The sequence below is a fragment of the Paraburkholderia sp. BL9I2N2 genome (assembly GCF_004339745.1).
Taxonomy (GTDB): Bacteria; Pseudomonadota; Gammaproteobacteria; order Burkholderiales; family Burkholderiaceae; genus Paraburkholderia.
This window is the reverse complement of sequence record NZ_SMGP01000005.1, coordinates 336254-357290: the sequence shown is the minus strand read 5'-3', so window position 1 is coordinate 357290 and position 21037 is coordinate 336254. Positions and strand designations below refer to the sequence as shown.

General features: G+C 60.9%; 19 protein-coding genes and 1 riboswitch. Of the genes, 7 read left to right on the top strand and 12 right to left on the bottom strand.

The genetic code is table 11. The features are described from left to right. Positions 1-93 precede the first annotated feature (93 nt). Positions 94-259, top strand: a riboswitch (yybP-ykoY riboswitch). Between the two features lie 10 nt (positions 260-269). Next, complete coding sequence (mntP, locus tag B0G74_RS43230; RefSeq protein ID WP_132383847.1) at positions 270-839, top strand: manganese efflux pump MntP; 570 nt, start codon at positions 270-272, stop codon at positions 837-839. 147 nt (positions 840-986) lie between these two features. Continuing rightward, entirely contained in the window at positions 987-1307 is a 321-nt protein-coding gene (locus B0G74_RS43225) for a pyrimidine/purine nucleoside phosphorylase (RefSeq protein ID WP_132383845.1), read from the top strand. A gap of 127 nt (positions 1308-1434) precedes the next feature. Here the strand turns inward: B0G74_RS43225 and B0G74_RS43220 are convergent, their stop codons facing one another. The 3 genes from B0G74_RS43220 to B0G74_RS43210 form a co-directional block, all read right to left on the bottom strand. Further along, positions 1435-1806 carry a hypothetical protein gene (locus B0G74_RS43220; protein WP_132383843.1) on the bottom strand — a complete coding sequence of 124 codons (372 nt, stop codon included), beginning with the start codon at positions 1804-1806 and terminating at the stop codon, positions 1435-1437. Positions 1807-2242: 436 nt separating this feature from the next. Then, positions 2243-5350 (bottom strand): EAL domain-containing protein, encoded by a 3108-nt coding sequence (locus tag B0G74_RS43215; RefSeq protein ID WP_132383841.1) that lies wholly within the window; start codon positions 5348-5350, stop codon positions 2243-2245. Further along, positions 5347-6141: a transporter substrate-binding domain-containing protein gene (locus B0G74_RS43210; protein ID WP_132383839.1), complete on the bottom strand. Its 795-nt coding sequence runs from the start codon at positions 6139-6141 to the stop codon at positions 5347-5349. The genes B0G74_RS43215 and B0G74_RS43210 overlap by 4 nt, the downstream gene beginning before the upstream one ends. 107 nt (positions 6142-6248) lie before the next feature. Between B0G74_RS43210 and B0G74_RS43205 the strand changes: the two genes are divergently transcribed. The 3 genes from B0G74_RS43205 (at position 6249) to B0G74_RS43195 (ending at position 8629) form a co-directional block, all read left to right on the top strand. Then, the gene (locus tag B0G74_RS43205) at positions 6249-6893 is read left to right on the top strand and encodes an SgcJ/EcaC family oxidoreductase (protein WP_132383837.1); all 645 of its coding nucleotides are present in this window, start codon (positions 6249-6251) and stop codon (positions 6891-6893) included. Between the two features lie 141 nt (positions 6894-7034). After that, positions 7035-8093: a catalase family peroxidase gene (locus B0G74_RS43200; protein WP_132383835.1), complete on the top strand. Its 1059-nt coding sequence runs from the start codon at positions 7035-7037 to the stop codon at positions 8091-8093. Then, a complete protein-coding gene (locus B0G74_RS43195; RefSeq protein WP_132383833.1) occupies positions 8090-8629 on the top strand; it encodes a cytochrome b/b6 domain-containing protein in 540 nt (179 codons plus the stop codon). Before B0G74_RS43200 ends, B0G74_RS43195 begins: the two co-directional genes overlap by 4 nt. A gap of 87 nt (positions 8630-8716) precedes the next feature. On the opposite strand, the gene B0G74_RS43190 is transcribed toward B0G74_RS43195, so the two are convergent. From B0G74_RS43190 to B0G74_RS43165, 6 genes are all read right to left on the bottom strand, one after another. Beyond that, complete coding sequence (locus B0G74_RS43190; RefSeq protein WP_132383831.1) at positions 8717-10459, bottom strand: ABC transporter substrate-binding protein; 1743 nt, start codon at positions 10457-10459, stop codon at positions 8717-8719. 108 nt (positions 10460-10567) lie between these two features. Beyond that, positions 10568-10849: a DUF2160 domain-containing protein gene (locus B0G74_RS43185; RefSeq protein WP_132383829.1), complete on the bottom strand. Its 282-nt coding sequence runs from the start codon at positions 10847-10849 to the stop codon at positions 10568-10570. Further along, positions 10849-11658 (bottom strand): carbohydrate ABC transporter permease, encoded by an 810-nt coding sequence (locus B0G74_RS43180; protein WP_132383827.1) that lies wholly within the window; start codon positions 11656-11658, stop codon positions 10849-10851. Before B0G74_RS43180 ends, B0G74_RS43185 begins: the two co-directional genes overlap by 1 nt. After that, the gene (locus B0G74_RS43175) at positions 11648-12544 is read right to left on the bottom strand and encodes a sugar ABC transporter permease (RefSeq protein ID WP_132383825.1); all 897 of its coding nucleotides are present in this window, start codon (positions 12542-12544) and stop codon (positions 11648-11650) included. The genes B0G74_RS43180 and B0G74_RS43175 overlap by 11 nt, the downstream gene beginning before the upstream one ends. Continuing rightward, a complete protein-coding gene (locus tag B0G74_RS43170; protein WP_132383823.1) occupies positions 12541-13629 on the bottom strand; it encodes an ABC transporter ATP-binding protein in 1089 nt (362 codons plus the stop codon). The genes B0G74_RS43175 and B0G74_RS43170 overlap by 4 nt, the downstream gene beginning before the upstream one ends. Next, positions 13616-14722, bottom strand: a complete 1107-nt coding sequence (locus B0G74_RS43165; protein WP_132383821.1) for an ABC transporter ATP-binding protein — start codon at positions 14720-14722, stop codon at positions 13616-13618. The genes B0G74_RS43170 and B0G74_RS43165 overlap by 14 nt, the downstream gene beginning before the upstream one ends. A gap of 360 nt (positions 14723-15082) precedes the next feature. On the opposite strand from B0G74_RS43165, the gene B0G74_RS43160 reads away from it, so the two are divergent. Beyond that, positions 15083-16981 carry a S9 family peptidase gene (locus B0G74_RS43160; protein ID WP_132383819.1) on the top strand — a complete coding sequence of 633 codons (1899 nt, stop codon included), beginning with the start codon at positions 15083-15085 and terminating at the stop codon, positions 16979-16981. Positions 16982-17026: 45 nt separating this feature from the next. Here B0G74_RS43160 and B0G74_RS43155 read toward each other — a convergent pair whose 3' ends face one another. Further along, positions 17027-17557 carry a MarR family transcriptional regulator gene (locus B0G74_RS43155; protein ID WP_132383817.1) on the bottom strand — a complete coding sequence of 177 codons (531 nt, stop codon included), beginning with the start codon at positions 17555-17557 and terminating at the stop codon, positions 17027-17029. 106 nt (positions 17558-17663) lie between these two features. On the opposite strand from B0G74_RS43155, the gene B0G74_RS43150 reads away from it, so the two are divergent. Further along, positions 17664-18458: an SDR family oxidoreductase gene (locus tag B0G74_RS43150; protein WP_132383816.1), complete on the top strand. Its 795-nt coding sequence runs from the start codon at positions 17664-17666 to the stop codon at positions 18456-18458. A 98-nt stretch (positions 18459-18556) separates the two neighbouring features. Here the strand turns inward: B0G74_RS43150 and B0G74_RS43145 are convergent, their stop codons facing one another. Both B0G74_RS43145 and B0G74_RS43140 read right to left on the bottom strand, forming a co-directional pair. Further along, entirely contained in the window at positions 18557-19486 is a 930-nt protein-coding gene (locus B0G74_RS43145) for an alpha/beta hydrolase (protein WP_243658583.1), read from the bottom strand. A gap of 46 nt (positions 19487-19532) precedes the next feature. Further along, positions 19533-20945: an FAD/NAD(P)-binding protein gene (locus tag B0G74_RS43140; RefSeq protein WP_132383815.1), complete on the bottom strand. Its 1413-nt coding sequence runs from the start codon at positions 20943-20945 to the stop codon at positions 19533-19535. Positions 20946-21037: the final 92 nt, after the last annotated feature.

Genomic DNA, 21037 nt, shown 5'->3' with positions numbered 1-21037 from the left:
GCTACTGATACATGAAGTGGCGACAGATTTATTTCGTCTCCACATACGCGAGGTGCGATCCGTATTACATAAAGCTTTCGGTGTGATATGCTCGCACCTGTCTTTGGGGAGTAGCCGGCTTCTACCCAGAAGCGCCTGCGTCAACATTCTCGGTCGCGCAGACCGTGGTGCAGGTAGCCCTTTGGTTGGCAAGACCATCGACACACCACGCGACCGGTCGGGCGCGGAGGTGTGTCGCGGTTTCCCGCCCGACCTCGAGCCCTCCTCTCATGAATCCTGTCGCAACGCTGTTCCTTGCTTTCGCCATGTCCACCGACGCCTTTGCGGCCGCAATCGGCAAAGGCGCCACGCTCAAACGTCCTCACTGGCGTGAGGCTGTCAGGACGGGACTCATCTTCGGCGTCATCGAAGCGCTGACACCCCTGATCGGATGGTTCCTCGGCAAAGCTGCAGCGCAATACGTTTCCGCATGGGATCACTGGATTGCGTTTTCGCTGTTGTTGGTCCTCGGCGCCCGCATGGTTTTCAATAGCTTTGCCGCCAAGGAAATCGAGGCGGCGAAACCGTCGACTCATTCGTTCTGGTTGCTGGCGCTGACCGGCTTTGCGACGAGTATCGATGCCATGGCGGTCGGTGCGGGCCTCGCCTTCGTGGACGTCAACATCTATTCCACTGCCGCCGCGATCGGGCTCGCCACCATGACAATGGTCACGATAGGTGTGATGCTTGGCCGTGTCATCGGGCATGTGGCCGGCAGGCGTGCAGAGTTGGCGGGTGGCGTCGTGCTGATTGGTATTGGCAGCACTATCCTGGCTGAGCATCTGAAGATCATCGGCTAGACGGTGGTTGACGGCCGCCGGCTGCTCTCCACCTCTTGCGGCGCAATCGACGACTGGCGCGCGCGCCGCCTGTATCATGGCGGGCTTGCGTCCGACCTGAAGTCCGCGCAAACGCATCCACCCACGACAACCCAGAGGAAGATTGGCATGACGGCCGCAACGCAATTCGATCAGGTTTCCATTGTTAAACGAGCCAACGTCTACTTCGACGGCAAGTGTGTCTCGCACACCGTTCTCTTTGCCGACGGCACGCGCAAAACGCTTGGCGTGATCCTGCCCGGCGCGCTCAACTTCGGCACTGATGCGCCGGAACTCATGGAAGTGCAGGCCGGCCGATGCCGCATCCGCCTCGAAGGCAGTGACGAGTGGAAGACGTATGGTGCGGGCGAGTCGTTTTCGGTGCCCGGGAAAAGCCGCTTCGATATCGACGTGATCGAAACACTCGACTACGTCTGCAGCTATCTGTAAAACGTGTCGCGTCGTACGATGTTGGGACGGCGCGCGCATTCAAGCGTGTGATTGATGATCGCCGGTTGGGCATGATCCACAACCCAACCGACGAAGAGACGATTCCGAATCGAAGTTTCCGTTGAGATCAACGGCGCTTCATCTTGATCACGCGCGAAATCTGACCAAGCGTAAAGCCAGTGTTCTGCACGTACTTGGCGTAGTCGATCGGAGCAGTAAACGATTCCTCGGTGACGTACTCGCCCATGTAACGGAATCGATCAGTCGCTGTTCGGACAAAAACAGGCAGTGGGTCGGTCTGTCGCGCGAGCGTTCGGCCTGCCGCTCGTGCAGCGGCGCTGCCATCGCAGACGATCACATCCGGTGCATACGGGTTGAGATCCTGACGCAATCGCGCAGCGACGACCTTGCCGCCCTTCACGGGCAAGAATGCCTGTTTGCATCCTCCCGTCACCCGATGAATATCTTCCCGAGAATACTCTTTTCCAATATCAAACATGATTTTTCTCCCAAGAATGACGCCTGGCTTTAAAGCAGTGGCATCAAGCGGAGCGATGATATCGGCCTGTACCTAAATCCCTTGTATAAAGCACGAGCTTCCTGATAAAGAAGGCATGCTGGTTGAGCGAAACAGCGAGACATGCGCCACAGATTGACCTGGCTGCATCCGGGAATCGTCGCACGTTTCGATACGCCGCATTAACAGCATTCACCCTGCGGTTATATACGTTCGTTATACGGTTGATGACAGAATCTCGAGGTGACACCGAGCGAGGTTTCGTAGACGGTTGCCGCAAGCGCTTGTAGGAAGACGCCGAGGTATGTAGAGGGCGAAAACCGCACGAAGTGTATGGATCGCCCAGACGCCGAGGCTATGTTTCTACGAGCGCTTGCGTCAACATTGCGCTACTGATGACGCGTCATTTATCTCTCACTTACTCCGCCACGCACTGACGCGTCTCGACGCTGCTCAACATCGCTTCAAAACCCTCGATGGGAATCGGGCGGCAGAAATAATAGCCCTGATACGCGTAGCATCCCGCTGCCGCGAGGAAATCCCGCTGAGCCTCCGTTTCGACTCCTTCGGCGATCACGCCCAAACCGAGGCTGCGCGCCAGTGCCACGATGGTCCTGGCAATCACAGCGTCGTTGGGATCGACGAGCACGTCTCGCACGAATGAGCGGTCGATTTTCAACTGGTCCAACGGCAGTCGCTTCAAATAGGACAGCGACGAATAGCCGATGCCAAAGTCGTCCAGTGCGAAGACAATGCCTTTCGCTTTCAGCGCGCCCATCTTCTCGATGATGTCCTGCACGTTGTCGACCAACACGCTTTCCGTCAGTTCCAGTTTCAACCTGTCGGGCCGCGCGCCGGTTCGAGCGATGATCGTCAATACGTTGTCCACGAAGTCAGCTTCGCGGAACTGCTGGGCGCTGACGTTGACCGCAATCGTGAGATGCGCCATATCCGGCCGCGCAGCCCATTGCGCCAGTTGCGCGCAGGCAGCCTCCAGCACCCAGCTTCCCAGCGCAAGGATCAATCCGGTTTCTTCGGCCAGCGGAATGAACTCGGCAGGCGGCACGACGCCGCGCTGCGGATGCTGCCAGCGCACCAGTGCTTCCGCGCCGGTTACACGAGTACCGACGACCTGCGCCTGATAATGGAGCAGAAACTGATTGTCCTCGATTGCATTGCGCAAGCCCGCTTCCAGAGCGGCGCGCTGCACCACGACGGTCTGCATGTCCGGATCGAAGAAACGCACGGCATTGCGTCCTCTTTCCTTGGACTTGTACATAGCGAGGTCGGCCTGCTTGAGAAGCTCGTCGATCGACGCCTGATGCCCTCTGAACACGGTGGCGCCGATGCTTGCGCTAGTGCGGTATTCGATTTTGCCAAGGTGATAGGGACTACCCAGAACGGCGAGAATTCTTTCGCCCACGGCCTCCGTCTGGTTGGCCGCCTCCTGCCGGTTCTTGTGCAGGTTGCCGAGCACCACCACGAACTCGTCGCCGCCCACTCTGGCCACGGTGTCGCTCTCGAGCACGCTGTCCGCCAGACGCTGCGCGACTTGCTGCAGCAGCAGATCGCCTTTGTCGTGACCCAAGGTATCGTTCAACGTCTTGAAGTGATCCAGGTCGATGAACAGCAAGGCGCCACACGCTTCGTTCCGCGCGCTGGCCGTGATTGCCTGCCTCAGGCGATCCAGCAACAGGGTGCGATTGGGCAACCGGGTCAGTGCATCGAAGAAGGCCAATTCCTTGATTCGCTCTTCGGCGATCTTGCGTTCGGTAATGTCGTGATGCGTGCCGACATAGTGACTGACGATTCCGTCGTCGCTCATCACGGCGGAGATCGTGAGCCATTTCGGATACACCTCGCCGTTCTTGCGGCGATCCCAGATTTCCCCTTGCCACCCACCGGCGCGATGAATCGCTTCCCACATCTCCTGAAAGAATGCGGCGTCATGGCGGCCGGAGCGCAGCACGCGCGGTGTCTGGCCCACGATTTCCTCGGCCGTATAGCCGGTGCATTCGGTGAAAGCCGAGTTCACGCGCAGAATGGTGGCGCTCGCGTCGGTGATCATCATCGGCTCCATCGAGTCGAAGGCGACAGCGGCAATTCGCAGTTCAGCCTCGACCTGTTTGCGCTCGGTAATGTCGCGGCCGCTCGTGCGAAAGCCGATGAACTCGCCCTTGGAATCGGTAATCGGAACCCAGGACGCGGACAGCCACATGAGCGAGCCGTCCTTGCGAACGCAGCGAAACTCCAGGTCGTCGCCGCGCAAGCCTTGTAGTGCCTTCTGAAACTCGGGTGCAACGCGGGGAATGTCCTCGGGACAAATCACGGTGCCGGCAAAGTCCGGCATTGTCATGCACTCGTCGACGGTATATCCGATGTACGCCTCCACCGCCGAATTGATCCAGCGCGGCTTGCCGTCGGGTCCCCACCAGATTTCCCAGTTGACCGTACAGTCGGCAATCGCGCGGAATTTCTCTTCGTTCTCGCGCAATTCTTTTGTCATTGCCGAGGCAAGCCGCATCGCGCGGCCGCGGCCGGTCATCATCAGCCAGGTGAGCAGCGCCAGCAACAGGCTGAGGCCTGTGCCGGTGCTGGCAATCGGGAGCGCTGCGTTGCGGCCGAAGCGAGCCTTGAAGTCGTCCTGGGCGCTCATCGACAGTGTCCAGTCATGTCCGCCGACAACCAGATATTCGTTGGCCGACATATCCGCAGCCAGATGATGACCGGGCGCCTCAGGCGTTTTGTGCAACAGCGCGGCGGCCGACGTTTCGACGCCATCGTATATAGCGATCGTGAGGCCGGGCGGTTGCTCGCCGTACAGGCTGGCAATGACATCGTGCATGCGGAAAGAGGCATAGACCCAGCCGACCAGGTGCGCGCGGCGCTGGGCGACGCTATCTTGCGGCTGGCCTCGTGCGTAGATCGGCAGGTACATGATGAATCCGGGGCGAGCATTGCCGGCGTCCACCGACAGACGGACTTTCCCGGAAAGGGTCGCCATGCCGGAATCGCGCGCCTGTTCCATGGCGCGCCGCCGCACAGGGTCGGCCCATGCATCGAAACCGGGCGCCGCCCGATTGATGCCAGCGGACGGCTCGCGCTGGATGATGGGCGCGTAGTTCTCGCGCGAGCCTTTGGGCTCGATCGCGTAGTCGGGCAGCCCTTGCCGGCGGAGAGCCGCAATATGCTCGACCTTCTGCGTCGCCGGCACCCACGCGACGATGCCGATGGCCTGGATACCGGAGAAGTTGGCGTCGAGATTGAGCGTGCCGACGTAGTCGCGGAACTGATCGCGGTCGATCTCTCCACTAGCGGCGAACAGGCTTTGCACGCCGCGTAGCAAGAGTTCATACGTGCCCATGCGCTGCTCGATCCGGCTGACCGCATCGCCCATGGAATAGTTGAACTGGGATAAGAGTTCATGACGGGCGGCTTCCCGCTCATGGTCCCAAAGCATCCACGTCACGCTGAGCGCCGCGGACAGGACCAATAGCGGAAGCAGGACGAGGCGCGCCCAGTTCACGGCTGCGTCTTGAAATCGACCATCGAATCGGCGAGGTCAGGTTTGAAATATTTCTCGAAGATGCGCCGAACCGTGCCGTCCGCGCGCATCTCGTTCACCAGGGCGCGCCACTTTTCGCGCTCGGCCGGCGGCAGTGCCTTCTTCGACATGATGAGGCCGTGACGAACGGCGGGGTCGTCGAATTCCACGATGGTGGTCACGTCGCGGATTTTCTTTTCATCGATCGCAGGGTAATCGAAAGGCTCGATGATCATGCCTTGAATGCGTCGGAGAATCAGCGCCTGATACAGCGGATCCAGGCCGCCGGCCTGGCTGACGCGGTTTTCGGCCGACAACTTGTCGACCAGACGGTTGGCCGACTCACTGTAGCGGAAGCTGCGGATCACGCCGAGCTGAAACTGGTTGTTGTGCTCGAAATCGGACAAACGATGAATTCCAGCGTCCTTGCGCACCAACAGATAGTACTTGTTGCTGAAGTACCAGGCGAAATCCGCGTACTCATTACGCTCGTCGTTGGCAATGCCCGACAGGCTGAAATCCAGTCCGCCGGATTCAATCAGCTTCCAGATCCGGGCCCGCGACATCAGGCTGACTCTGATCTGGCAACCGCTGCGGCGGATCAACTCGTCAGCGAAGTCCTTGTCGATCCCGGTGTCCGTGTCGACGGAATAGAGCAGACCGTGATCGTGTAAAGCTAGCGTAAACGAACGCGAACATTCGGGACCCGCGGCCATAGCGCTACCCATGCAGCTTAGCGCCAGTAGCAAACCCCCGAGGCAATGTCGAATCACAGTGTCTCCGTCGTACGAAGATGACTTGAGTACCACATTCAATTTTCCCAGCAATGACGCCGGCGACGCGATCCTGCTATTGGGTCACTTTGAATGCGGCTAATTAGATGCCATTTTTTTTTGCGGACTGGCCAGCATACACCTGTCCGGCCGGGACAGCGGAACATTCAAACCGTAGGCGCTCTTCTCGCAATATCGGCAATGCGCTGCTGTTCTTGAGGGGATGGTTGTTATTTTTTGAGTGGAAGCGGATTCTGTCGGTTTGGAGAATTCCGATGATCAGACGGCTGCTTACGATTACCGCGGTATTAGCGGGCGTTGTCATGGCGACTCCGGCTCGCGCTGACGCAGGGTCCGACAAGGCCGCCATCACGGACCGGCTGCGAGGCTGGGCAGAGGCATTCAACGCCCGCAATGCAGCGGGCGTCTGCGATGTGTTTGCGCCTGACCTGGTTTCAACCGTCCCTGAAGTGCTCGATGGTAACCGGGATACGCTCTGCACGAAGCTCGCCGCGCTGCTGGCGAAGCCTGAGTTGACCCTTCACTACGATAGCCCGGACATCCGCGAGATCATCGTTTCCGGGGATATCGCCGTAGTGCGGCTGTTCTGGACGCTGACAGCACGCAAGGGTGCTGAGCAAAGCGTGACCCACGAGGCAGGGATGGATATTTTTAAGCGGCAACCGGATGGCAGGTGGTCCATCGCGCGGTTCATGTCGTTCAGCACGACGCCGAATAGTGTTCTTCGGTGAGCGCTCGGTTGATGCACGCGCCAACCTGGTGCCGACCGAACCCCGCCCTCCGCCCACCAAGCACACTCCACCAACCAATGGCACTATTGCCCCCACCCTGCTAGATTTCTACTCAGCCGAATCATTGATCGGGAGAGTTCGATGGCCGACAGACCGACTTCCAACGCCTCCACATTCCGTTCGCTAGTCCTGATTGCAATCGTCGTGATCGCGCTGGTCGCGGCCTTCGCCTTTACGGCCGGCTGGCTCTCGCCGGGGCGCCTGACGCCGGCGAAGATCGTCAATGGGCTGGCGCCGCCGGGCGGCGCAGCGCTCGGCTTCCGGCGCAATCACGCCAAGGGCATCTGCTTTACTGGCAGCTTCGAATCGAATGGCGGAGCTGCGGCCCTGTCCAAGGCGCCGATGTTCGCGCCTGGCTCGTACCCGGTCACGGGACGTTTCAACCTCGCTACTGCGGATCCCAAAGCGCCGGACGCCACGGTCCGGGTGCGGGGCCTCAGCCTGCGCATCGTCGCGCCGAATGGAAGCGAATGGCGCACGGCGATGATCGACGCGCCCTTCTTCCCGGTCGCCACGCCGCAGGCGTTCTACGGTCTGCTTCAGGCCTCGGCCAACGGGAGCGATCCGGACGCCATGAAGAATTTTATCGCCGCGCACCCGGAGTTCGGCACGTTTGTCGGGTGGGCCGGCAGCGCGCCGTGGACGGCCTCGTACGCGCAGGACCGGTACAACAGCCTCAATAGCTTCATCTTCACCAATGCCGCGGGAGAAGACCAGGCCGTGCGCTGGTCCTTCGTGCCCACCGCGCAGCCCGAGGCGGTATCGCCTGACCAGTTGAAGGCGAAAGGCGCCGACTTCCTCGCCGCGGATATCACGCAGCGGGTGCAAAGCGCGCCGCAACGCTGGACATTGGTCGTCACGGTCGCCAATCCCGGCGACCCGACCGCTGACCCCAGCAAAGCCTGGCCGGAAGATCGGCGCAAGGTAGACGCGGGGACGCTGGTGGTCAACGCCATCGAGCCCGAGGCCAACGGGCCGTGTCGCGATCTCAACTTCGATCCCACCGTCCTGCCGTCGGGCATGCACGTCTCGGACGATCCGTTTCCGGCCGCGCGCTCAGCCGCCTATTCCGTATCGTTCAACCGGCGGACCGCCGAGGATAAGGACTATCCGCGCCATCCGGGAGGAGCCACGCCATGAGCCCGATCCACGATCGCTTCACACCGCTGCAACGCGCGCTTCACTGGCTCATGGCGATTTGCATTCTGGCGATGCTGTTCATCGGCGTCGGGATGGTGTCCACCGTTCGCCCGGACTATCTTTCTCTGGTGTCCATCCACAAGCCGCTGGGCATCGTGATTCTCGTGCTGGCGCTGATTCGGCTGGTGGTGAGGTTAACTCGGGGCGCCCCGCCGCTGCCAGCGTCGATGCCGGAACCGATGAAACTCGCCGCGCGCCTGTCCCACCTCGCGTTCTACTTACTGATGATCGGGCTTCCGCTGATCGGCTGGGGCATGCTGTCGGCCGCGGATTATCCGGTCGTGGTGTTCGGAATGCATTTGCCGTCCATCCTGCCGCATAGCAACGGTTTGCACACGCTGCTGTGGAACGCGCATAGGACGCTCGCGCTGTGCTTCTTCGCGCTGATCTTGCTGCACCTGGCGGCGGCGCTTCTGCATGCGCTAGTGAGACGTGACGGTGTGTTCGAAGCGATGGCGCCCTGGTCGAAACGGTGAGATGTACGCCTCCAGAGATTGAAACGATGCGGGCGACCTGAACAGGCCGCCCGCATCAAACCCTCTCGTGTTACCGCATCGCCACCTTTACCGAACCTTCCCCTGTTTCCACGCAGTCAGCAGTTGGTCGTACTTGACCGTTTCGCCTTTCGGCTTCTCGTTCGCCAGCTTCTTCCACGGTGCGTGCTGATCCGACAGCCATTTCGCCGGATCGCTTTCCGGATTCAACTCCGGCGCGCAAACCTTCATCCCCGCGCGCTGCAAACGGGCCAGCACCTGGTCCATTTCCTTCGCCAGATTGTCCATTGCGGCTTGCGGCGTCTTTTCGCCGGCGACGGCCGTCGCGACGTTCTTCCACCACAGTTGCGCCATCTTCGGATAATCGGGCACATTGTTGCCGGTCGGCGTCCAGGCGACGCGCGCCGGACTTCTATAGAACTCGATCAGGCCGCCGTACTTGTCCGCGTTCTTCGTAAAGTAGTCGCTATGAATATCGGAATCGCGGATGAACGTGAGACCGGTAATCGACTTCTTCAGCGAGACGGTTTTGGACGTGACGAACTGCGCGTATAACCACGCGGCGGCACGCTGGTTCGGCGGCGTCGACTTGAAGAAGGTCCACGAACCGACGTCCTGGTAGCCGTTCTGCATGCCGTCCTTCCAGTACGGACCGTGCGGCGATGGCGCCATCCGCCACTTCGGCGTGCCGTCCGCGTTGGTCACGTTGCCGGGTTTCAGCATCGAAGCGGTGAATGCGCTGTACCAGAAGATCTGCTGGGCGATCTTGCCTTGCGCCGGTACCGGTCCCGCTTCGTTGAACGTCATGCCCGAGGCTTCGGGCGGCGCGAACTTCTTCAGCCAGTCGATGTATTTGGTGGTCGCGAACACCGCGGCTGGACTATTCGTGCCGCCGCCGCGCGAGACCGACGCGCCCACCGCATGGCAGCCGTCCGGCGTGACGCGCACGCCCCATTCGTCGACCGGCATGCCGTTCGGAATGCCCTTGTCGGCTTCGCCCGCCATCGACAGCCACGCATCGGTAAAGCGCCATCCCAACGACGGGTCTTTCTTGCCGTAGTCCATGTGCCCATAGACTTTTTCGCCGTCAATGTTCTTGACGTCGTTCGTGAAGAATTCGGCAATGTCCTCATACGCGGACCAGTTCACCGGCACGCCGAGATCGTATCCGTACTTCGCCTTGAACTTGTCCTGCAGATCCTTGCGCGCGAACCAGTCGGCGCGGAACCAATACAGGTTCGCGAACTGCTGGTCGGGCAACTGATAGAGCTTCTTGTCCGGCGCGGTCGTGAAACTGGTGCCGATAAAGTCCTTGATGTCGAGACCAGGGTTCGTGTACTGCTTGCCTTCGCCGGCCATATAGTCGGACAGCGGCATGATCACGCCATAGCGGTAATGCGTGCCAATCAGATCGGAATCGGAAATCCAGCCGTCGTAAATGCTCTGACCGGATTGCATCGAGGTCTGCAGTTTTTCGACGACGTCGCCTTCCTGGATGATGTCGTGCTTGACGGAAATGCCGGTGATTTCGGTGAACGCTTTGGCGAGCGTTTTCGATTCATACATGTGCGTGTCGAGTGTTTCGGACACCACGTGCACCTCTTTGACGCCGGCCGATTTCAGCGTCGCTGCGGTGTCGATGAACCACTTCATCTCGTCCATCTGCTGCTGCTTCGACAGCGTGCTCGGCTGGAACTCGCTGTCGACCCACTTCTGCGCTTCGGGCGTGCCGGCGATCGCTGCGTGGCTCGTCAAGCCAGTCGCGACGACCCCTGCCACGGCGAGCGTGACGATTCGTCTCCTCTGTTGCATGGCTTTCTCCTGTGTCTCCGCACCCCTTGGATCAACTGCCGAGGTCCGCCCGGGGCATCAACGGAACCGGTCTGTCCAGATACGCAAACCTTCAGGACGCAACGCTGTTCATCCTTTCCACATGACAATCAGCAGCACGAGCATCGATGCCGCGAAACCGGGCCACGCGCTCGCACGTTCCGCGCTGATGCCGATCCACGCGAGATTGATGTACGCCGCAATCAGCAGTCCGATAAAGAGCCGGTCGCCACGCGTGGTGCCGATCGGCAGAAAGCCTTTGCGTTCGACCGTGGGCGAGCGGATTTCCCACACAGTCATGCCCGCCAGCATCACCACGACGCAGCCGAAAAAGACCGCCACTTCCGGTGTCCAATACATCCACGTCAGCATCAGACTCTCCCCATCGCAAAGCCCTTCGCGATGTAGTTCCGCACAAAATAGATGACGAGCGCGCCGGGCACGATGGTCAGCACGCCCGCCGCCGACAGCACGCCCCAATCCATCCCCGCCGCCGATACCGTGCGCGTCATCACGGCGGCAATCGGCTTGGCGTTGACGGTGGTGAGCGTACGCGCGAGCAGGAGTTCGACCCAGCTGAACATGAAGCAGAAGAACGCGGTCACGCCCACTCCCGACTTGATCAGCGGCAGGAAAATCTTGATGAAGAAGGCCGGGAACGTATAGCCGTCGATGTAGGCGGTTTCGTCGATTTCGCGCGGCACGCCCGACATGAAACCTTCGAGAATCCACACCGCGAGCGGCACGTTGAACAGCATGTGCGCGAGCGCGACCGCGATATACGTGTCCATCAAACCCACGCTCGAATACAGCTGGAAGAACGGCAGCAGGAACACCGCGGGCGGCGTCATCCGGTTGGTGAGCAGCCAGAAGAACATGTGCTTGTCGCCGAGAAACCGATAACGCGAGAACGCGTACGCGGCGGGCAACGCGACCAGCACCGACATCACCGTGTTCATCAGCACGTAGATGATCGAGTTGATGTAGCCCCAGTACCAGGACGAATCGGTGAAGATGACCTTGTAGTTGTCGAGCGTCACGTGATGCGGCCAGATCGCGAACGCCGACATCGTCTCTTCGTTCGTGCGTAGCGAGATCGACAGCATCCAGTAGAGCGGAATCAGCGCGAACAGGATGTACACCGTCAGCACGACGACGCGCATCCAGCGGTTATTGCGCATAGTCGTCTCCCGTGGTTGCCGGGCCGCCTTTACCCACGCGCTCCATCCAGTTGTAGAGAATGAAACACAGCAACAGGATGATCAGGAAGTAGATCAGCGAAAACGCCGCCGCCGGACCGAGGTCGAATTGGCCGACCGCTTTTTGCGTCAGGTACTGCGACAGGAACGTGGTCGAATCGCCTGGGCCGCCGCCCGTCAGCACGAACGGCTCGGTATAGATCATGAAGCTGTCCATGAAGCGCAGCAGCACGGCGATCATCAACACGCCGCGCATCTTCGGCAGCTCGATATAGCGGAATACGGCGAAGCGGCTTGCGCCGTCGATTTCGGCGGCCTGATAGAACGCGTCTGGAATCGCGCGCAAGCCCGCATAGCAAAGCAGCGCGACGAGGGGTGTCCAATGCCAGATGTCCATTACGAGCACCGTGATCCACGCGGCGCCGGGACTGGCCGTGTAGTTATATTCGATGCCCGCGTGATTGAGGGCATAACCGAGTAGACCGATATCCGGCCGCCCGAAAATCTGCCAGATCGTGCCGACCACGTTCCACGGAATCAGCAGCGGCATGGCCAGCACGACCAGCGACGCCGACGCACGCCAGCCGGATGCGGGCATCGCCAGCGCAAGGCCGACGCCGAGCGGGATTTCGAACAGCAGCACGCAAGCGGAGAAGATAATCTGCCGCCCGAGCGCGCCGCGCAGGTCGTCGTCGTTGATGATTGCGCGAAACCATTCGGTGCCGACGAACACATGCTGCGTCGGGCTGATGATGTCCTGCACCGAATAGTTGACCACCGTCATAAGCGGCAAGATGGCGGAAAACGCGACGCAGATGAACACCGGTACGACCAGCAGCCAAGCCTTCTGGTTGACGGGCTTGTTCATCGCGTGATCCTTTCATCGTTGCTGAAGAACACGGTTTCCGCTGTGGCGAGCTTCAACCAGACCGCGCCTTCGTCGACGCGCAGATGCGGTTCGACCTTGGCCCTGAAGACGTGGCCATCGCATTGCGCGGTGACCAGTTGGTAATTGCCGAGTTGCTGCACACGCAGCAGGTGTGCTTTCACCGCACCGGGTTCACCATCGCTCACCACACGCACGAACTCCGGGCGAATGCCGAGCGTCAGCGTGCCGTTGGCGTGCTTCAGCGTTTCGAGCGTAGGCGAGTCGAGTCGCAAGTGCTGCGTGCCGATCTTGATGCCGTCGGCGTTCAGCTCGATCGGGCAGAGATTCATCCCCGGACTGCCGATGAAGTAGCCGACGAACGCATGATCGGGTCGCAAAAACAACGCACCCGGATCACCCTTCTGCACGACGCGGCCGTTCGTCATCACCACGACTTCATCCGCGAAGGTCAGCGCCTCGACCTGATCGTGCGTCACGTAGATCAGCGTCAGCTTCAGTTGCTGATGAATCTTCTTCAACTGGCGACGGAGGATCCACTTCATATGCGGATCGATGACGGTCAGCGGTTCATCAAACAGGATCGCGGCGACGTCCTTGCGCACGAGGCCGCGTCCCAGTGAGATTTTCTGCTTCGCATCCGCCGACAGATTGTTCGCCTTGCGCGGCAATTCACGTGTCATGTCGAGAATTTCCGCAACTTCGTGAACGCGCTGTTTCACGTCGCGTGCCGACATTTTCCGGTTGCGCAGCGGGAACGCGAGGTTGTCGAACACGCTCATCGTGTCGTAGATCACCGGGAACTGGAACACTTGCGCGATGTTGCGCTCGCGCGGGCTCTTCGCTGTGATGTCGCTTCCGTCGAACAACACCTTCCCTTCCGACGGCGTCACGAGCCCGGATACGATGTTCAACAGCGTGGACTTGCCGCAACCCGACGGCCCGAGCAACGCATACGCGCCGCCGTCTTCCCAGACCATGCTCATCGGTTGCAACGCGTAGTCGTCGAGCGTGGCGGGGTTGGGGGCGTAAGCGTGCGCGAGATTCTGGAACTCAATGCGCGCCATGAGCGGCCTCCGGGCCAGACACCAGCGTCGTGTCCGCGCCGAACACAAACAGTTCGTCGGGGTCGATGTACACGTCGAGTTCCGTACCGAGATCGATCTGATGCACGCCTTGCAGTTGCGCGACCAGATCGATGCCGCCTTGCCGAGTGTGCAGATGCAGGTAGGTTTCAGAGCCGCTCAATTCGGCCAGTTCGAGTCGGCATGGCACGGCAACGGAGCGCTGCGTCCGAGGCGCGAGTCGAAGATGGCCGGGCCGCACGCCGATGCGGAACGTTTCGTTCCCGCTGACAGCGCGCGCGCTGGCCCGACCGAGCGGCACGTCGATGCCGATCGGCAGGCGCGCGGTGCCCTCGGGGGTGAGATCGCTGGCGAGCATGTTCATCGGCGGGTCGTTGAAGACGGCCGCGACGTCGATATTGGCGGGCGCGTTGTACACATCGAGCGTCGGGCCGTGCTGCAGCACGCGCCCCTTGTCGACGATCGCCGTGTAGCCGCCGAGCAGCAGCGCTTCGAGCGGTTCGGTCGTCGCATAGACGACGGTGGTTTTGCCGTCCGCGAACAACGTCGCCAGTTCGACGCGCAATTCCTCGCGCAGCTTGTAGTCGAGATTGACGAGCGGTTCGTCCAGCAACACCAGCGACGAGCGCTTGACCAGCGCCCGCGCCAGCGCGCAACGCTGCTGCTGGCCGCCGGACAGTTCGCCCGGACGCCGTTGCAGCAGGTGATCGATATGGAGTTTGGCGGCGACTTCGTGGACGCGCCTTTTGACTTCGTCGGCGGCCGTCTTTTGCAGCTTCAGCGGCGACGCGATGTTGTCGAACACCGTCATGGCCGGATAGTTGATGAACTGCTGATAGACCATTGCGAGGTTGCGCAGCCTGACGCTGACGCCGGTCACGTCGTTGCCGTCGGCCAACACCCGGCCCGAAGCCGGGCGGTCGAGTCCGGCCATCACGCGCATCAGGGTGGTCTTGCCTGCTTGCGTCGGTCCAAGCAACACGTTGATCGCGCCGGGGACAAGCCGCAGATCGACGCCGTACAGGTGCGTCTGAGCGCCCGAAACGACTGTCACCCGCTCCAGTTCCAAGACCAAATCGCTCTCCTTTGTTCTAGTGCGTCTCCGGTGCTGCGGGTGCCTTTTTGTACGTCTTGGGGCGAACGGCAAAGCGCGCCCCTTTTTCTGAAAGGAAATCAAAACAACAGATTCGATGTTCCTTTTTGTTCGTTTACGTTTAAATCGGTGTTAACCATACAATCTGTCGACAATGAAGTTCTCTGGCGTTTACCGTATCGAGAACGATGGCTTTCGTTGAATATTTTATTTCACACCAATCGTAATCTGGGTGTCAGCGTAACAGAATGGCAATCAGTCTGACGGATTGCCTGCTTGCGCCGCGCGAATAAGACGCAGGTTTGATGCGCATGGTCAAATGGGGCTTTTGGGGAGAAATGCATGAGTGCCGTCAACGATCAGGAAGCCGGTGACCGGACCGTCAAGCTCTATTCAGTACGCGACTTTTTCCGCAGGCCCGAGAAACACCAGTTCACGATTTCGCCGGACGGCCGACATCTCTCGTTTCTGACTCGGCACGCGGGCCGTCAGAACATCTTCGTTCAGGAAATCGGCCTCGATGGCTCGCCGCTTGGGGATGCGCAGGCGCTGACCAACGAATCCGAACGCGACGTGCCGGGGCACGCCTGGAAAGGCAACGACCGCATTCTGTTCGTCAAGGACTTTGGCGGCGACGAAAACTTTCACGTGTTGTCGGTGCCGATCCACGGCGGCGAACCGGTCGACCTGACCCCGTTCGACGGCGTCAAAGCGAGCATCGTCGACGATCTCAGGGACGATGACCGCCATATCCTGATTCAGATGAACCGGCGCGATCCGCAGGTGTTCGACGTGTTCCGCGTCGACGTCGTCACCGGCGCGTTCACCCCGATCGCTGAAAACCCCGGCAACATCATGGGTTGGATGACCGATCACGCCGGGTGCCTGCGCGTCGCGACCGCCTCCGACGGCGTCAACACGACCCTGCTCTATCGCGATACCGAGACCGAACCGTTCCGCCCGATCCTGACGACGAACTTTCGCGAAACGGTGTCGCCGCTGTTCTTCACCTTCGACGATCAGCGTTTGTACGTGCTCTCCAATCGAGGCCGGGACAAGACGGCCATCTTCGAGTTCGACCCGCAAACCGCGCAGGAAGGCGAACTGCTGTTCGAAACCGAACACGTGGATGTGAGCGGACTGGCTTATTCAAAACACCGGCGCGTGTTGACGGCCGCGTGGTATGTCGATGACCGCATGCATCGGCACTTCTTCGACGAATGGGCTCGCTCGATCCACGAGGACCTGGGTCGTCAGTTGCCCGGTCAGGAAATCGCGGTCACGAGCATCACACGCGACGAATCGCGCGCGATCGTGCACGCTTCGAGCGACCTTTCGCCGGGCTCGATCTGGACATACGACATCGCCAGCCGGCATCTTTCCAGGCTCACTGAGCTCATGCCCTGGCTCGACACCGCGGACATGGCGCGCATGGAACCGATCCGCTTCGTCGCGCGCGACGGTCTGCAGATCGACGGATATTTGACATTGCCCGCGGGCATCGAACTCGGGCAAAAGCCGAAAAGCCCGCTCCCATTGATCGTCAATCCGCACGGCGGGCCTTGGGCGCGCGATTCGTGGGGCTTCAACTCCGAAGCGCAATTGCTCGCCAATCGCGGGTATGCGGTCTTGCAGCTGAACTTCCGCGGCTCGACGGGCTATGGACGCGCGTTCTGGGAGGCGAGCTTCGGTCAATGGGGCAAGTCGATGCAAAACGACATCGACGACGGTATCGACTGGCTCGTCGCGCAAGGTCTGGCCGACCCGGCGCGCGTGGGCATCTATGGCGCGAGCTACGGCGGCTATGCCGTGCTCGCCGGCGTCGCATTCACACCCGATCGCTATGCGGCTGCGGTCGACTATGTCGGCGTCTCGAATCTGTTCACGCTACTCGAATCGTTGCCACCGTATTGGAAGCCGATGCTCGACATGATGTACGAGATGATCGGCAACCCGCAAACCGAAACGGGCAAGCAGGCGCTGCACGATGCATCGCCGCTATTCTTTGTGGAGCGGATCGTGACGCCGCTATTCGTCGCGCAAGGTGCGAACGATCCGCGAGTCAAGCAAGCCGAAAGCGACCAGATCGTGCACGCGCTGCGCGAGCGTGGGATCGACGTCAAGTACATGCTCAAGGACAACGAAGGGCACGGCTTCCGAAACGAAGAGAATCAGTTCGAGTTCTACGAAGCCATGGAAGCCTTCCTCGCGCAGCACTTGGGCGGCCGCTCGGCGGCGTAGCGCCGAAGGATCAGCACCGGCCGGTAGTCGACACCGGCCGGGAAGCTATTCCCCGTGATAGGCCGCGAGAAACTCGTCGGACGCCACCTCGTCCGCGAGCGCCCGCAGCGTTGCGGCCGAGTCGCGGCCCAGCACGTCTTCCACGCGATTATTCGCTTCAGCCCACAGCACCAATGCCTCCGAGAGGCGCTTCTTGCCAAGGCGAGTAAGCACGCCGTGCTTTGTCCGCCTGTCTTCGGCGTCCTGGCGCAATTCCACCAATCCGTCCCGTACCAGCGGCCTTAGCGCATGCGTTAGAGCCGAAATCTGGATGGCCAGCCGAGCCGCCAGGTCCTGCAAGGTCGGTCCCTGTTCACTGCCGCTGGCGGAGAAGCGTTCAATTTCCGCTATCAGGCCGATCTGGGTGGCTTTGAGGTCGAGCGGTGCCAGCGCCTCGTCATATAACTGGCCCAGTCTGCGCGCGGCGCGCCGCAACGCCGTGTTCGTGCACGCGAGTTCGCCGAGGATATCCCGCTCATCAGTAGCTGGCCGATCCAGATCGTCTGGGTTCGCCAGTGAATCAATTTTCTTTCCCATACGCATAGGATGGTTGAGTACTGCACTGTTGACAAGAGGGCGATGTCCGGTTATATACTTGAGCCCTCAATCATTATAGTTGAGCACCAAACTAACGGAGTCACACATGACCAGTTCACGGAAAGTTGCTGTTGTCACCGGAGCGTCGTCCGGTATTGGTGCTGTCTACGCCGACCGCCTTGCCGCTCGCGGCTATGATCTCGTCCTTGTCGCACGGCGCGCCGATCGCCTGGAAGCGCTCGCTGCGAAGGTATCCGCAGCGCACGGTGTCAAGGTCGAGTCAATTGTTGCGGACCTGACGAATGACACTGATCTGACGCGAGTCGAGAAAGTTCTCGCCACCGATCCGGCCGTGCGCGTTCTGATCAACAACGCAGGTCTCGCGCGACTGCGGCCGGTTGGGCAATCCTCCGCGGAGGACACGCGCTCGCAGATCGCGCTCAACATCACGGCCCTCACCCGGCTTACGCAGGCCGCCGTGCCGGCATTCGTGTCGCGAAACGAGGGCGTCATCGTCAATATCGCTTCCGTGCTGGCGATCCACTCAATGCCCGTCAGCGCCGTCTATAGCGGTACCAAAGCGTTCGTTCTGCAATACAGCCGTGGACTCCAGCAGGAACTCGCGGAGACCGGCGTGAAGGTGCAGCTCGTGCTGCCGGCATCGACCGCAACCGAAATCTGGGACGAATCCGGCATCCCTCTTTCGGCGCTGCAGAAAGAGTCGGTGATGACGACAGAGAACCTGGTCGATGCGGCTTTGTCCGGATTCGATCAGGGCGAAACCGTCACGTGGCCGTCGGTGGCCGACGCGAGTCTGTGGGATACCTACGACACTGCGCGCTCGGCATTGTTTGCCGCAACGCAGGTCGGCAAGCCGGCCCCGCGCTACAAAATCGGTTGATTGTCTTCGAGAACGCAAGGGGCTTCTGACCAGCGTCTTTCGCCGCGGCTGCGAGGGCGCTGGCCAACCCGGCAGCATTTCTCTGGGACCATGCCGATTTACAGTCCTCTCAAGAACGCAACTAGCAGGTCGTTCACTTCGGCCGACCGTTCGCGCTGAATCCAGTGGCCCGCTCCATCGAGAATATGGGAACCACGCAATCCGGGCAGCACGCGCGTCAGATTCTCGATGCGAGCCTGCGAGCCCGGGAACTTGAGAACATCGTCTCTCGCACCCGCCACGAACATCGAAGGCTGCCGGATCACGGCCCCTCGCCACGCGGCCATCAGTTCCGACGAGCGTCGAATGCCACGGTACCAGTTCAGTCCGCCTCTAAAGCCCGTGCGCGCGAACTCGCCTGCCACATAGGCGATCTCTTCGCTGCTCAGCCAGCCTGGCAGCGTCTCGGGGTCAACCGTGCTGTCGAGAAAACCTGCACCGGGCGCCAGTATCCCTGCCACGACGCGCTCGGGTCCATCGCCCGACATGCTGAACGTGATCCGTCGAATCGCGGCTTCGGGGTCGGCCTCGAACTCGCTCTCGGCCACACCGGGCGTCTGAAAATACTGCATATAGAATGTTCGTATTCCTTGACGATCCAGTGCACTGAGCAAATCCTCCCGCGCAGGCGGATAAAACGGCACGCTCATGCCGACAACGGCACGGAACAGATCCGGCCGCATCATCGCCGCGTTCCAGGCCACCGGCGCACCCCAATCATGGCCGACGATCACCGCCTCGCTCTCACCCAACACGTTGACGAGTTCGACCATGTCGCCGACGAGATGCAGCATGGTGTACGACTCCGCATCCGGCGGCGCATCGGTGCCGCCATAGCCGCGCATATCCGGCGCGACGGCACGGAACCCCGCGGCGGAGAGCGCCGCCAACTGGTGTCGCCAGGAGTACCAGGACTCCGGAAAGCCATGACATAGCAGCACAAGCGGGCCGCTGCCCTGGCTGGCTACACGCATGCGCAGTGCGCCCACCTGCAGCGTCTCGAGGCGAAGTTCGTCCAAGGTCTGCTCCATGAGGTCAGTTTAGAGTAGCAAGCAACGCTGGCAGCCTGGCGGCGGCCGCTGCGGCCTTGGCCCCGCTCTCCTGCAACAAGGCGAGCTTGGCGGTGTCGTCGGGCCGCATGCCACGCATGATCGCGTTCTGGCTGTTCAGCCGGCATTGCGACAGCCAGGCGTTCAAACCCGCGTTCTGCCGCCAGCTCGTCATGTTGGCAAGGGTCACCGCCCACATGCGTAGCCAGTCGATCGGATGCTCGGGGCTGGGCACGAGGCGGCACAGCGCGTTCTGCTCGGCCGGATCCGCGACATGGCTCTCGACATACGCAATCAGCGCGGCGCTGAACACCGGTTGGCACCAGCGCACCATCAGCAGATTGATCTGGTCGCCGTCGAATATAGGCAGCGCGGGCGGCATCTGGATCGCGCGGGCGGAGCAGTCGATGTAGAGCGTATCGGGATCGGCAGGTAGCGAGCCTCCATCGAGCGTGATCTGCGTCGACTGCACCGATTGCAGATGACCGAGACGCACGATGTCTTCAATGCGCCGGAGTTGTTCCAATTCCGCTTGAGAAATGATGGCGCATCGGTACATGCTGGGTTCGACTGTCTTGTCGATGCGCACGAGCAGGCCGCGCTGCTCCAGCCTGGCAAATAGATCGGGGATCGAAGTCGCCTCGGCAATGGCTTCGAACTGACCGATGGTGCTGCCGATCGTCCGCTCCAGATTCTCCGCGCCGGGCTGCGTGTTGGCGCGGTCCAGCAGCCACGCATCGCGCGGCATGATCCAGCGGATACGCGACGGCGCCACTCCGTTTTGCAGCAGCCAGAGGCAGGCATCCATTCCGGTTTTACCGGAACCGACCACCGTATAGCAGGCATGCGGACCTTGTATGTCGGGTAGCCGGTTCAACGGAATGCAATTCACGTCTGCTGCAACCGTGTACTTGGGAGGATGCGTCGACGGCACTTCTGTCCGCGCATGAGTAGCGTTCACGAGTTTCTTACGCGCAACGACTTGCCGTTCGTCGCCATTCATCAACGACTTGAAGTGATGCGTGCCGCCGACTCCCGCGCTGTATTCGCTCATTGGAAACCATTGAACGCGGCCCGAGGGCAAGAAGCGCTGCCGCATCACCTGGTCGAAATGGCTTAGCACTTCCGCGCCGCTCGCCAACCCGTACATGCCTATGTTCAGGCCAGTCTCGTCTTTGGTCCAGGTGCTCAGCTCGCGCGAGTTCACGCCGTAGAAGGCGGACGGCTGGTGCAGACCGACGAATGGATAAGCGTCGTTCCAGTGACCGCCGGGACGATGGTGTCTGTCGACCATCACCACGTGAGCATCGGTCTCGCTGAGCAGCGTATCGACGAAGGCCATGGCAGTCGCGCCCGCGCCGATGACGAGGTAGTCGGTTTCGACCGGTTGAGTGTCCATTGTCTCTCGCTCCCGATGCGTTCTACGGCGGCAACGCATTGCCGATGAAACATGTCGGTGCCGTATGTAAGCGCTCCAGCGAATCAATAAAC

Bases quoted from the DNA above. Each gene is read 5' to 3' on its own strand.
- mntP (WP_132383847.1), top strand. From the start codon at position 270: ATGAATCCTGTCGCAACGCTGTTCCTTGCTTTCGCCATGTCCACCGAC.
- B0G74_RS43225 (WP_132383845.1), top strand. From the start codon at position 987: ATGACGGCCGCAACGCAATTCGATCAGGTTTCCATTGTTAAACGAGCC.
- B0G74_RS43220 (WP_132383843.1), bottom strand. From the start codon at position 1,806: ATGTTTGATATTGGAAAAGAGTATTCTCGGGAAGATATTCATCGGGTG.
- B0G74_RS43205 (WP_132383837.1), top strand. From the start codon at position 6,249: ATGCCATTTTTTTTTGCGGACTGGCCAGCATACACCTGTCCGGCCGGG.
- B0G74_RS43200 (WP_132383835.1), top strand. From the start codon at position 7,035: ATGGCCGACAGACCGACTTCCAACGCCTCCACATTCCGTTCGCTAGTC.
- B0G74_RS43195 (WP_132383833.1), top strand. From the start codon at position 8,090: ATGAGCCCGATCCACGATCGCTTCACACCGCTGCAACGCGCGCTTCAC.
- B0G74_RS43190 (WP_132383831.1), bottom strand. From the start codon at position 10,459: ATGCAACAGAGGAGACGAATCGTCACGCTCGCCGTGGCAGGGGTCGTC.
- B0G74_RS43185 (WP_132383829.1), bottom strand. From the start codon at position 10,849: ATGCTGACGTGGATGTATTGGACACCGGAAGTGGCGGTCTTTTTCGGC.
- B0G74_RS43180 (WP_132383827.1), bottom strand. From the start codon at position 11,658: ATGCGCAATAACCGCTGGATGCGCGTCGTCGTGCTGACGGTGTACATC.
- B0G74_RS43175 (WP_132383825.1), bottom strand. From the start codon at position 12,544: ATGAACAAGCCCGTCAACCAGAAGGCTTGGCTGCTGGTCGTACCGGTG.
- B0G74_RS43170 (WP_132383823.1), bottom strand. From the start codon at position 13,629: ATGGCGCGCATTGAGTTCCAGAATCTCGCGCACGCTTACGCCCCCAAC.
- B0G74_RS43160 (WP_132383819.1), top strand. From the start codon at position 15,083: ATGAGTGCCGTCAACGATCAGGAAGCCGGTGACCGGACCGTCAAGCTC.
- B0G74_RS43155 (WP_132383817.1), bottom strand. From the start codon at position 17,557: ATGGGAAAGAAAATTGATTCACTGGCGAACCCAGACGATCTGGATCGG.
- B0G74_RS43150 (WP_132383816.1), top strand. From the start codon at position 17,664: ATGACCAGTTCACGGAAAGTTGCTGTTGTCACCGGAGCGTCGTCCGGT.
- B0G74_RS43140 (WP_132383815.1), bottom strand. From the start codon at position 20,945: ATGGACACTCAACCGGTCGAAACCGACTACCTCGTCATCGGCGCGGGC.